The sequence below is a fragment of the Vreelandella jeotgali Hwa genome (assembly GCF_000334215.1).
Taxonomy (GTDB): Bacteria; Pseudomonadota; Gammaproteobacteria; order Pseudomonadales; family Halomonadaceae; genus Vreelandella; species Vreelandella jeotgali.
Genome location: NZ_AMQY01000023.1, coordinates 110,168 through 122,337, shown reverse-complemented (window position 1 = coordinate 122,337; position 12,170 = coordinate 110,168). Strand labels below are relative to the sequence as shown.

Annotated in this window: 11 protein-coding genes; 8 read left to right on the top strand and 3 right to left on the bottom strand. The window is 65.3% G+C overall.

Annotated features, from left to right (window positions below):
• The 4 genes from C793_RS0110980 to lpxL all read left to right on the top strand — a co-directional run bounded on the left by C793_RS0110980 (nucleotide 1) and on the right by lpxL (nucleotide 4,415).
• Entirely contained in the window at nucleotides 1-1,041 is a 1,041-nt protein-coding gene (locus tag C793_RS0110980; RefSeq protein WP_017430994.1) for a peptidoglycan DD-metalloendopeptidase family protein, read from the top strand.
• A 244-nt stretch (nucleotides 1,042-1,285) separates the two neighbouring features.
• Nucleotides 1,286-2,269: an RNA polymerase sigma factor RpoS gene (gene rpoS / locus C793_RS0110975; RefSeq protein ID WP_017430993.1), complete on the top strand. Its 984-nt coding sequence runs from the start codon at nucleotides 1,286-1,288 to the stop codon at nucleotides 2,267-2,269.
• A gap of 42 nt (nucleotides 2,270-2,311) precedes the next feature.
• Nucleotides 2,312-3,430, top strand: coding sequence for an alanine racemase (gene alr / locus C793_RS0110970; protein WP_017430992.1), 1,119 nt, complete (start codon nucleotides 2,312-2,314; stop codon nucleotides 3,428-3,430).
• 70 nt (nucleotides 3,431-3,500) lie between these two features.
• Entirely contained in the window at nucleotides 3,501-4,415 is a 915-nt protein-coding gene (lpxL, locus tag C793_RS0110965) for an LpxL/LpxP family Kdo(2)-lipid IV(A) lauroyl/palmitoleoyl acyltransferase (RefSeq protein ID WP_017430991.1), read from the top strand.
• Between the two features lie 14 nt (nucleotides 4,416-4,429).
• On the opposite strand, the gene C793_RS0110960 is transcribed toward lpxL, so the two are convergent.
• From C793_RS0110960 to C793_RS0110950, 3 genes are read right to left on the bottom strand one after another with little or no spacing between them, the layout of a single operon-like run.
• Nucleotides 4,430-4,852, bottom strand: a complete 423-nt coding sequence (locus tag C793_RS0110960; RefSeq protein WP_017430990.1) for an OsmC family protein — start codon at nucleotides 4,850-4,852, stop codon at nucleotides 4,430-4,432.
• 47 nt (nucleotides 4,853-4,899) lie between these two features.
• Nucleotides 4,900-5,559 (bottom strand): N-acetylmuramate alpha-1-phosphate uridylyltransferase MurU, encoded by a 660-nt coding sequence (murU, locus tag C793_RS0110955; RefSeq protein WP_017430989.1) that lies wholly within the window; start codon nucleotides 5,557-5,559, stop codon nucleotides 4,900-4,902.
• Entirely contained in the window at nucleotides 5,556-6,572 is a 1,017-nt protein-coding gene (locus C793_RS0110950) for an aminoglycoside phosphotransferase family protein (RefSeq protein ID WP_017430988.1), read from the bottom strand. Before C793_RS0110950 ends, murU begins: the two co-directional genes overlap by 4 nt.
• Before the next feature lie 70 nt (nucleotides 6,573-6,642).
• Between C793_RS0110950 and C793_RS0110945 the strand changes: the two genes are divergently transcribed.
• Genes C793_RS0110945 through rsmA form a run of 4 tightly spaced genes read left to right on the top strand, consistent with a single transcriptional unit; the run spans nucleotide 6,643 to nucleotide 12,167 of the window.
• The gene (locus C793_RS0110945) at nucleotides 6,643-9,087 is read left to right on the top strand and encodes an LPS-assembly protein LptD (protein ID WP_017430987.1); all 2,445 of its coding nucleotides are present in this window, start codon (nucleotides 6,643-6,645) and stop codon (nucleotides 9,085-9,087) included.
• Between the two features lie 34 nt (nucleotides 9,088-9,121).
• On the top strand, nucleotides 9,122-10,228 hold the full coding sequence (locus tag C793_RS0110940; protein ID WP_245550223.1) for a peptidylprolyl isomerase: 1,107 nt from the start codon (nucleotides 9,122-9,124) through the stop codon (nucleotides 10,226-10,228).
• A gap of 10 nt (nucleotides 10,229-10,238) precedes the next feature.
• Entirely contained in the window at nucleotides 10,239-11,294 is a 1,056-nt protein-coding gene (gene pdxA, locus C793_RS0110935; protein WP_017430985.1) for a 4-hydroxythreonine-4-phosphate dehydrogenase PdxA, read from the top strand.
• 45 nt (nucleotides 11,295-11,339) lie between these two features.
• Nucleotides 11,340-12,167: a 16S rRNA (adenine(1518)-N(6)/adenine(1519)-N(6))-dimethyltransferase RsmA gene (gene rsmA, locus C793_RS0110930; RefSeq protein ID WP_026106252.1), complete on the top strand. Its 828-nt coding sequence runs from the start codon at nucleotides 11,340-11,342 to the stop codon at nucleotides 12,165-12,167.
• The last annotated feature ends 3 nt before the right edge of the window (nucleotides 12,168-12,170 follow it).

Below are 12,170 nucleotides of genomic sequence, written 5' to 3'. Positions count from 1 at the left end.
ATGCGCAGGATTTTTGTGATGTCGGTGCTGGCGTTGGCCATTGCCGGTTGCGCCAACCAGCAGGATTCCCGCCCCGAAGTGCGTGATCTGAGCGATACCCCCGGGGTAGCCGAGAGTGTGCCGTCTTACACCGTCAAGGCGGGAGATACCCTCTACGGTATTGCCTGGGAGCACAACCGCGACTATCGCGATCTGGCCGAGATCAACGATATTGACGCGCCGTACAACATCTATCCGGGCCAGGAAATTCGCCTGCAGCCGGGCGGCATTGAGCCGAACGGCAGCGATGAGGCAAACCGGACGCAAACCGCCGCGGTCTCCGGCGGTGCGGTGGCCGCCGGCCTCAATCAGGGGCAAAAGTCTGCCGGGCAGGGCGGTAGCGACTCTCAGCAGGTTGACTGGCTGCTGCCCAACGAGCCGGCAGACACGGCAGACGACGATAAAGCCGGCGGTGACACATCCAAGGATCAAAAAAGCAGCGCCGACGGTACCGCATCAGCGGATGCCGGCAGCGATGACAAAGGCAGCGAAACCGGCAGCGAGACCGATAACCCAGCGTCGAACAAGACCGGGGTTGCCGGAGCGGATTCCCGGGACAAGGCGGACAACACCGCCGCGGCCGGCGACACCGGAAAACAGCGGCAGGATCGCAGCTACGAGCCCGCCGAGGATATCGAGTGGCAGTGGCCCGCTGACGGCAAGCTGGCAGCGCAGTTTGACGAGAAGGGCAGTATCACCGCGGGCATTGATATCGCCGGGGAAAAGGGGCAGTCTGTCAAGGCGGCCGGCCCCGGCATCGTGGTGTATGCCGGCAGCGGTGTGCGCGGCTACGGCAAGCTGGTGTTGCTCAAGCACAACGACCGTTTCCTGTCTGCCTACGCGCACAACGACAGCCTCAACGTCAGCGAAAACGACGTCATCCGGTCGGGAGAAGTGATTGCCACCATGGGCGACAGCGATGCGGACAGCGTCAAGCTGCATTTTGAAGTGCGCAAGGACGGCGAGCCTCAGGACCCGATGACGTATCTGCCTTCGCGCTGAACCGTACTTTGCGCCCCTGACAGCCGTGCCCGACGCACGGCTGACGGTGCCGGTCAGCGGCGCCAACAGGCAACAACCCGGACATACAACAACAAGGCGAGCTGTCCGGCTCGCCAACAATCCCGCTTTTTCACCCGGTCGGCGTGCGTAACCGCGCAGCGTCCTTGTCCAGCGTGGCAAGCGCCGGAACAGGGCCGCAACCGGGCCGGAAAGCGACTGGTGGGTTCAGGGGGAAGCAATAGCGATGAGCACATTGGAGCAGGAGCTGCAGGACGTCGACCTGCATGAGGTGGAAGAAGCGCTAAGCGAGCTGGATGAAAAGCAGACGGCCGCCGAAGACGATGCCTTTGAAAAGGCCCTGGGGCGCGAAAACCGGTCGCAGAACCCCCACCAGAGTCTGGATGCGACCCAGATGTATCTGGATGAAATCGGGTTTTCGCCGCTTCTCACCCCCGACGAAGAGGTTTACTACGGCCGCCTGGCGCGCCAGCAGGACGCCCTGGGGCGCTCGCGCATGATCGAGTCCAACCTGCGGCTGGTGGTCAAGATTGCCCGGCGCTATCTCAATCGTGGGCTGACGCTGCTGGACCTGATCGAGGAAGGCAACCTGGGGCTGATTCGCGCGGTGGAAAAGTTTGATCCTGAACGCGGCTTCCGCTTTTCCACCTATGCGACCTGGTGGATTCGTCAGACCATCGAGCGGGCGCTGATGAACCAGACCCGCACGATTCGCCTGCCGATTCACGTCGTCAAGGAACTCAATATCTACCTGCGTGCCGCCCGCGAGCTGACCCAGCAGCTTGACCACGAACCCACGGCCGAGGAAATTGCCGAGCATCTGGACAAGCCGGTCGCCACGGTCAAGAAAATGCTCGGGCTCAACGAGCGGGTATCGTCGGTGGATTATCCCGTCGGCGGCGACAGCGACAAGCCCCTGTTGGATACCCTGGCCGACAACGATGAGATCGGCCCCGAGGGGTCGCTGGTGGACGGCGACGTCAAGGAGCACGTCGATCACTGGCTGGAGTCGCTGAACGACAAACAGCGCGAGGTCGTTGTGCGGCGCTTTGGCCTGCGCGGCCACGATGCGGCCACCCTGGAAAACGTCGGCGCCGAGATCGGCCTCACGCGTGAACGCGTGCGCCAGATTCAGGTCGAGGCGCTGAAGAAACTGCGCCGATTGCTGGAAAAACAAGGGCTTTCACTTGAATCCATTTTTGAAAGTTGACGCCACTGCTGATTCTCCGCGTCAACCTGTCGAGAACCTCCCATGCGCCCGCTGATCGCCCATATTGACCTTGATGCCTTGCGGCAGAATTACCGCCTGGCGTGTGACTGTGCCCCGCAAAGCCGGTCCGTCGCGGTGGTCAAGGCCGACGGTTACGGTCACGGCGCGCTGGCGTGTGCCCGGGCGCTGGAAGTCCATGCCCCCGCATTTGCCGTGGCCAGCCTGGAAGAAGCTCTCGTCCTGCGCCACGGCGGCATCGAGGCGCCGATTGTGCTGCTGGAGGGTATCTTCAGCGCCGATGAGCTGGCGGCGGTGGATGCCTATCGCCTGTGGATGGCGGTGCACAGCCGCTGGCAGCTGGACGCGCTGCTGGCGTTCACCCCGGACGCGCCGATTCCGGTATGGCTCAAGGTGGATTCCGGCATGCATCGGCTGGGCTTTACGCCCGACGAGGCCGATCGCACCTGGGCGATGTTGCGCGAAGCGCCCCAGGCGGGTGAGCTGCACCTGATGAGCCACTTGGCCACCGCCGATGCCCGCCACAGCGAGCATTACGCTCGCCAACTGGCCTGCGTGCACGATCTGGCCAGGCGGCTGGGCGCGCCCCTGAGCCTGGCGAATTCGCCGGCCACCCTGGCCCATCCGGATGCCCACGCGGCGTTCAATCGGCCCGGGGTGATGCTCTACGGCAGTGATCCGCTGGAAAAGGGCAATGCCGTATCGGCATCGCTGGCACCGGTGATGACGCTGTGCTCGGCGGTGATCGCCCTGCGCGACATTGACCCCGACGAGGTGGTGGGCTACGGCGGCCGCTTTCGTACCGATCGACCCACACGCATTGCGGTGGTCGCGGCCGGCTACGGCGACGGCTACGATCGCCACGCGGCCGACGGCACCCCGGTACTGGTCAACGGTCAGCGTGCGCCCCTGGCGGGCAAGGTGTCCATGGACATGCTGACTGTCGACGTGACCGACCTGGACGGCGTCGACATCGGCAGCGAAGTGGTCCTGTGGGGCCGGGCGACAAACGGCGCGGTGCTATCCGTGGATGAGGTGGCGCGTCATTGCGATACCATCAGCTATACGCTGCTCACCGGTGTGCTGCCCCGGGTGCCACGGCGCTATCACGATTCGCTCCGGCAGCCCGCGCCGGCTCCCTGATGTCAACACGGCGTTCTGCTCGCATCGCTGATGCGCAGCGTCAGGATTTTCTACAGGCGTTTAACTTTCAATGGCAAAATCGCAGTATCCCCGCTCGTTTGCTCATCCGCGCTATTGGCCCACCTGGCTGGCGATTGCTGCCATGCACGCGGCGGCGCGGCTGCCGTGGCGGCTGAAAATGTGGCTGGGCAGCGGCATTGGTCGGCTGGCGTGGCGTTTTGCCCGGCGGCGTCGGGATATTACGGCCAGCAACATTGCACTGTGCTTTCCCGAAAAAAGCGCCGAAGACAGGCGCCGACTGGTTAAAGAGGCGTTTATCGCCAACGGGATCGGGCTGATCGAGACCGCTACCGCCTGGTGTACCAACCCCGACGCCTTGCGCCATCGTGCGGTGTATCTGGGGCAGGACAACATGGCGCGTGCCCGGGCGCAGGGCAAGGGCGTGCTGATTATCGGTATTCATTTCTCGACGCTGGATATGGGCGGCGCCCTGCACTCGCTGTTTTTCCCCGCCGATGCGGTGTACCGGCCCCACGACAACCCGCTGTTCGAGCGCTTCATGACCCGTGCACGCCAGCGCATTTTTGGCGCGACGATTGATCGCCACGATCTGCGCGGCGTGGTGCGGCGGCTCAAGGCCGGCCATGCCGTGTGGTATTCCCCGGATCAGGATTTCGGCCGCGAGGCCAGCGTGTTCGCGCCGTTTTTTGGCCACCAGGCGGCGACCATCAAGCTCACGGCGAAAATTGCCCGCATGACCGGCGCGCCGGTGGTCCCGCTGATGTTTCATCGCAACCCGGATAACGCCACCTATACCCTCGAAGCGCTGCCCGCGCTGGAGAATTTCCCCACCGGCGATGATGTCGCCGATGCGACGCGTATCAATGCCATTATCGAGCAGGCGATTCGTCGGCAGCCCGAGCAGTACCTGTGGCTTCATCGGCGTTTCAAGACCCGCCCCGAAGGCGAGGCGAGCGTTTACTGACCTGCGCCTGGCGCTCAGTCGGCTGCGATAATCTCGAACGAGTGCGTGATGTCGACACCGCCGCCGGCCAGCATGATCGAGGCGCTGCAGTATTTGTCGGCGGACAGCTCCACGGCACGCTGCACCTGTTTTTCCCTGAGCGCGCGGCCGGTGACGATAAAGTGCAGGTGAATCCGGGTGAACACCGATGGCGTGGTGTCGGCGCGTTCGGCGTTGACCTCGGCCACGCAGTCGGTGACATCGGCGCGGGCCTTTTCGAGAATGTTCAGCACGTCGAAGGCGCTGCAGCCGCCGGTGCCCATCAGCAGCATTTCCATGGGGCGCGCGCCGGTATTGCGTCCGCCGTGGTCGGGTGGGCCGTCGATGACGACGCTGTGCCCGCTGCCGGATTCCGCCAGAAACTGGCGGCCGTCGGTCCATTTTACCCGTGCTTGCATGTCATTCTCCGTTTGCATCGTGGATTTGTAGCGATTGATTGGGTTCATCAGCTTTGCAGATGTGCATCCAGTTCGGCCAGCCGTTCGGGGGTTCCCACGTCGATCCAGCGGCCGCTGAAGGATTCGCCGCTGACGCGCCCCTGCTGCATGGCGGCCCTGAGCAGCGGGGCCAGGGCAAAGGCGCCGGCTGGTTGATCCTTGACCAGCGCCGGATCGATCAGGCTCAAACCGGAAAACGTCAGCCGGGGGGAGCCCGAGGCGCTGACCCGGCGCTGGCTCAGGGCAAAATCGCCGGTCGGATGATGGTCGGGATTATTTACCAGCAGCAGGTGCGCCAGGTCACCGTCATGCAGCGCGCTCGGCTCGGGCAGCGCATCGCACCAGACGTCGCCGTTGACGAGTAGAAACGGCGCGTCTCCCAGCAGCGGCAGCGCTGCCTGGATGCCGCCCCCGGTTTCCAGCGGGGTGGCCTCGCGGCTGTAGCGGATCGACAGACCGAAGCGCCGGCCATCGCCCAGCGCGCGAACAATCTGCTCGGCGCGGTAGCTGACGTTAATGATCACTTCGCTGATGCCGGCCGTTGCCAGCCGCTGCAGGTGATGCTCAATCAGCGGCCTGTCGCCGGCTGTCAGCAGTGGCTTGGGGCAGGTGTCGGTCAGCGGGCGCATGCGCGTGCCCCGCCCGGCGGCCAGAATCATGGCTTTCATGTCGGCGCCTCGCTGGCGGTCAGCTGCTTCAAGATCGCCGGGCGCAGCGTGGTGTCGACCCAGCCTGCGATGTTCCGGTGCTCGGGCAGTGCCGCCAGGCTATCGGCCAGATGGTCGAGGAAATGGGGCAGCCGCGCCAGGTAGCCGCTTTTGCCGTCGCGCAGCGTCAGCCGGCAGAAAATTCCCAGTACCTTGAGCGAGCGCTGGGCGGCCACCGCATTGGCCTGGTATAGAAAAGCGCTCTCGCTGATATGGCCGTGCAGCCGGCCATCGGCGCGGGCCTGGCGGTAAAACTGCCCGGTGAGGCGGGCAAACTGCTCGGGCGTCAGGCGCCAGTAGCGCCCGCGCAGCAGTGACACCAGGTCGTAGCTCGGCGGGCCGGCCACGGCATCCTGAAAGTCGATCATGTAGAGTGTGTCGCGGTGGCACATCAGGTTCATGGCATCGAAGTCCCGATGGACGGTAACGGTCGGCCGGGCGAGCGCCTGGTCAAGCAGCGTTCGGCACAATGAGTCCCAGCCGTCCGGTGCCTCGATGCCCAGCCAGGCACGCAGGCACCATTCGGGAAACAGCGCCAGTTCGCGGTTCAATAGTGTTGTCTCGTAGGCCGGCAGGCTGTCGGGGGCGACGCGGTTTTGCAGCTCGGCGAGCAATTCGAGAGCCGCGTCGTATTCCGCCAGCACGGCGGTTTCGTGGGTCAGCCGCGTCTGGAGTGGCGTGTCGCCGAGATCGTCCAGGAGTAGAAAGCCGTCCGCGAGGCTGGCCGCGTGAACCACGGGCACGGGCAGGCCGGCGGCAGCGAGTCGCCGCGCCATGTCCACAAAGGGGCGGCTGTCCTCCTGTTCGGGCGGGGCATCCATGACAATGCGGCTGTTGCCATCGGGAAGCCTCAGACGGAAGTAGCGGCGACAGCTGGCGTCGCCGCTTACGGTAGGTACATCCATTTTTTCCGGCGCCAGGCCGATATGCGCGGCTGCCCAGCGAATCAGGGCATCAAACCGGTCGGGGGACATGCAAGCTCCTTGCTGGTCGGGCATCATGCGGGCTGTATAATACGCCTTCTCGACGCCAAGGATAATGAAGATGGGCAAGCGATTGATGCGCACCGCGCCAATTACGCCGACGCTCGCCGCCATGCTGCTGATGGGGGCGGTGCTGCCGGTGCAGGCGGACGGCGAGATGCTGCCGGCCGAAGCCCTGGACTGGCAGCCCTGGGACGATGAACAGGCCGCCGGGCATGTCTGCGGCGGGCGCTACGTCATGCCGGATTACCGCCTGCCGGCCAACCGCGACCCTCGGGAACTGACTGCTGCTACCCGCGAATCGAACTATTCGACCGACGGCGAAGCGCTGCTGCGCGGTGACGTGGTGCTGCGACGCGGTGACACCCAGCTGGAAGCCGAGCGCATTTTCGTACCCGCCAACCGCGAACGGGTCGAGGCGCGGGGGGACCTGGCCCTGCGCGACGGCCGTGCTCTGGTGCGTGGCAGCGAAGCCACGCTGTCGCTGAACAGCGACCGCGGCGAAGTCGAAAACAGCCATTACGTGCTCTACGACGAGAGCTTGCGCGGTCAGGCCGACAGGCTCGAGCAAACCGGCGAGCAGCAGTATCGTCTGCACGATGCCAGCTTTACCACCTGCGCGCCAGGGGCCAACACCTGGCAGCTGGTAAGCAGTGACATTCGCCTGGATCAGGCCAGCGGTTTTGGTACCGCCCGGAATGCGCGTCTGGAGGTCAAGGACGTGCCGGTCTTTTATTCGCCGTGGCTGCGTTTTCCCATCGACGATCGCCGCCACACCGGTCTGCTGACGCCGACGATCGGCTTTTCCAGCGACCAGCTGGACTATGCCCAGCCGTTTTACTGGAACATCGCGCCCGATCGCGATGCCACCATTACCCCGCGCTGGGTCAGCGACCGGGGTCTGCTGCTGGGGGGCGAGTACCGCTACCTCATGGATAACGGAAAGGGCAGTGTCGAAGGCGCCTGGCTCGGCAATGACCGCGGCGGCTCCGGCGGTGATGCCAATCGCTACGAAGGCGACGACCGCTGGTATATTGATGCCCGGCATACCGGCCGTGTCAGTTCGCGCAGCGATTATCGGCTGCGCTACGGCGCGGCCAGCGACGGGCGCTATTTCAACGACTTCAGCGGCAATTTCGGTGAAAGCGAGCGCAACCGCATGGAGCGCCTGGCGCAGATTGACTACCGCGGCGAGACCTGGCAGCTGGACGCCCGGGCGCAGGGGTATCAGCGCCTGGATGATCCGCTGAGCGATCAGGATAAGCCGTTTTACCGGCTGCCCGCCTTCACCGCCGACGCCCGCTGGCAGCTGGGCCACGGCTTCTACGGCGAGTGGCATTCCTCGGCCGCGTATTTCTGGCGTGACGTGGACGAAACCCAGGTGCCCCGGCGCGAAGCGGCGACCGGCGGGCGGCTGCACCTGGCGCCGACACTCGGGGCGCGCTTCGAGCGGCCCTGGGGCTATATTGAGCCCAAAACCGAGCTGTGGAATACCGCCTATTCGCTGGATTACGGTCGTCTGGATACGTCACGGGATACCGAACCGACGCGCAGCGTCGCGGTCACGTCGGTCGATGCCGGTCTGACCTTCGAGCGCGAGCTGTCGCTGGGGGACGATGCTTACCGCCAGACCCTCGAGCCGCGTCTCAACTATGCGTTTGTGCCGCGTACCGATCAGCGCGACCTGCCCGAATTTGACAGCCGCGAGCGCCCCTTTTCGTGGTCGCAGCTGTGGTCGCCGCACCGCTTTTCCGGGGAAGACCGCGTGGGCGATTTGAATCGTCTCTCCTACGGGGTACAAACCCGCCTGCTCGAAGATGAAAGCGGGCGCGAAAAAGTCTCCGCCGGCATCGGCCAGAGCCTGTATTTCGAGGATCGCCGAGTGGGGCTGGACGGCCGAGACGATGCCCCGATGCCCGAGGACAGCGCCTATGCCAGCCCGGAAAGCTATTATCAGGTAACGCGCGATCGTTCGCCGGTGGTGACTCAGCTCGACTGGCAGATCAATTCGCGCTGGAGCACCGGTGCCCAGTGGCTTTACGATGACGAGCGCAATGTGTCCGAACGCTCCAGTGTCGACCTGCGCTACCGGCATCCGGACGGGCATGTGATGAACCTGGGCTACCGCTGGGAAATCGAAGGTTTTGATCCGGGGCTGGAGCCCGGCGACGACGCCTACCATGACTACGACCGCGAGGAGTGGGATCTGTCCTTCGCCTGGAACGCGAGCCCGGCGATTGATTTGATCGGCCGCTACCTGCACGATCAGACCAACCATCGCCCCCTCGAACAGCTGGCCGGTGTGCAGTGGAACAGCTGCTGTTACGGAATCCAGGCTGTGTGGCGCCGCTGGGTGGATGACAACGACACCGCGCGGGTCGGCGACGACTTCAACGACCGCGGGCTGTTTCTGCGTTTTGTCCTCCACGGCCTTGGCGGCGCGGGGCAGGATGCCGACAGCTATTTTGAACGTACCATTCCGGGCTATCGCCCGCCGGCGCTGTAGGCCGGTGCGGACCCTTTCAAGAGATCAAAGTGCTATGACGACGACAACGCCCCGGCTTTTGCGCGCCACAATGCGCACCAACCGCTTACCCGCCGCGCCGGTTACCGCCCTGTCCGGCAAGGGCGCCGGCCGCCTGGTGCTCTCCGGCACCCTGGCGCTGTGCCTGGGGGCCGGCGCTGCCTTCATGCCATCGGCCGTCAACGCCGCGCCCGCGCCGGATAAGGCCTCAGCGGTTGAGGAAGCATCGGCGGCGGGCGCCAAGCGCCAGCCGCTGGACCATATCGTCGCGGTCGTCAACGACAGCGCCATCATGCGCAGCGAACTGGATAACCGCATTCAGCGTATTCGCCGCAAGGCCGACGGCGGTGCGCTGCCCGCGCGGTCGGATATGGAGCAACAGGTTCTGGACCGCATGGTGCTGGAAGAAATCCAGCTGCAGATGGCCGATGATGCCCGGATGAGCGTGGACGATACCCGCCTTAATCGGCAGCTGCGCGGTATCGCCGAGTCCAACGGCCTCAGCCTGGAGGCGTTTGCCGACCAGCTGGAAGAGGACGGCAGCAGCCTGGCGCAGGTGCGTCGGCAGGTGCGCCGGGAAATGCTGATCCGCAAGGTACAGCAGAGCCAGATCGGTCAGCGCGTGTCGATCAGCAAGCGCGACGTGGAGCGCACTCTGGATCAGCAGGGCAGCAGCGGCAACGTCATCGTGGAGAATCGGGCTCGGCACATCCTGATCGAAGTCAACGCCGAACGCAGCGAGGATGAAGCCCGGGCGCTGGCGGAGAAAACCCGTCGGCGCATTGCGCAGGGCGACGACTTCGCCGCGGTGGCCCGGGAGCTCAGCGATGACGACGGCAGCGCGCTCAACGGCGGCGAGCTCGGCTGGCTGCGCCCGGGTCAGACCGTACCCGCCTTTGAAGACGCCATGCAGGGTCTGTCGGTTGACGAGGTCTCGGAGCCCGTTCGCTCGCAGTTCGGCTTTCACCTCATCGAGGTGGAAGAGCGGCGCCGCCAGCGCGTGAATCAGGAAGAGCGGCGCAAGCAGGCCCGTCAGGCCATGTTCCAGCGTCGCGCCAACGAAGAGATGGACACCTGGCAGCGCGAGATTCGCTCGCAGGCCTTTGTTGATATCCGCTTGTAAGGACGCCCGTATGCCGGCCGCAACCCGCGCTGCCCCCTGCCTGCCGGTGGCCATCACCACCGGCGAACCGGCGGGGATCGGCCCCGAGCTGGTGCTGATGCTGGCGGCAAACGGCACCCTGCCGGCGGCGAGCGTCGCGGTGGGCGACCCGGCGATGCTGGCCCGGCGTGCCGCTCGGTTGGGGCTGGCCGTCACGCCGGTACCCTGCCGCCCCGGCGAGCCGCTGGCGCAGGGTGCCGGCGTCCTGCCGGTGTGGCCGGTGTCGCTCGGGGCGCCCTGTACGCCGGGCGTGACCGAACCGGCCAACGCCGACTACGTACTGGAAACGCTACAGATGGCCGTGGATGCCTGCCGTGACGGCCATGCCGCCGCCATGACCACCGCCCCGCTGCACAAGGGCGTGATCATCGAAGGCGGCTACCCGGACTTTACCGGCCACACCGAATGGCTGCGCGACGCCTGCGGCGTTGAAGACGTCGTCATGCTGCTGGCCACCGACGATGCTCTGCACGCCACCCGCAAAGACTATGCCGGCCCCTCGGCGCTGCGTGTGGCGCTGGCGACGACCCATCTGCCGCTGCGCGAGGTGGCCGATGCCGTGACCGCCGGCTGTATACAGCGTGTGGCGCGGATTTTGCACGCCGACCTGCGCGATCAGTTCGGCATCGCTACGCCGCGTATCGCGGTGTGCGGGCTGAATCCCCACGCCGGCGAGGACGGTCATCTGGGCCGCGAAGAGCTCGACGTCGTGATTCCCGCCCTGGAGGCCCTGCGCGACGAGGGGCTGGATCTGCGCGGTCCCTATCCGGCGGATACGCTATTCACTCCGCGCCATCTGGCCGGCGTCGACGCGGTGCTGGCCATGTACCACGATCAGGGGCTGGCCGTGCTGAAATACGCCGGCTTTGGCAGCGCGGCCAACATTACCCTGGGCCTGCCGCTGGTGCGGACCTCGGTGGATCACGGTACCGCGCTGGATATGGCCGGCACCGGCCAGGCATCGCCTTCAAGCCTGGGCGTAGCCGTGACGCTGGCGCATCAGCTCGCCCAACAGCGCGCGGGCTGAATCGCGCCGACGCTGACTTTTCTCCTCATCCCGGAATCTCGCTTCATGCCATCAATGCCTCACCATCGTGCCCGTAAACGCTTCGGGCAGAACTTTCTTCAGGATACCGGCGTTATCGGCGGCATTGTCGATGCCGTGCAGCCGCGCGCCGGCGAGCGTCTGGTGGAAATCGGCCCCGGCCAGGGAGCGCTGACCCAGCCGCTGCTGGACGCCGTTGGTGAACTGGACGTTATCGAACTCGACCGCGATCTGATTCCCGGACTGCGGGTGCAGTTTTTCAACTACCCGGGCCTGGTGATCCACGAAGGCGACGCGCTGAAGATCGATTTTGCCGAGCTCAAGGGCGACGGTGAGCCGCTGCGCGTGGTAGGCAACCTGCCGTACAACATCGCCACGCCGCTGATTATCCATCTGCTCGGCGAAGGCAGCGCGGTGGCGGATATGCATTTCATGTTGCAAAAAGAGGTGGTCGAGCGGCTGTCGGCCGAGCCCGGCGGCAAGGACTGGGGGCGGCTGTCGGTGATGGCGCAGTATTACTGCCGGGTGGAGCAGCTGTTTAACGTGCCGCCGGAGGCCTTTGTACCGCGCCCGGCGGTGGATTCCGCGATTGTCCGTCTGGCGCCCCATGCCAAGCTGCCGTGCCCGGCCGACGATCCCGCGCTGCTGTTTGATCTGGTCAAGCAGGCGTTCGGCCAGCGGCGTAAAACCCTGCGCAACAATCTCAAGGGCCGGGTCAGCGCCGAGACGCTGGAAACGCTGGACATCGATCCGAGTCGTCGGCCGCAAACCGTCAGGGTTGGCGAGTTTGTTCGCCTGGCCAACCACCTGGCCGGCGCGCCGGGGGAGACGGCCGGTACGGACGGGCAGGAATAGCCG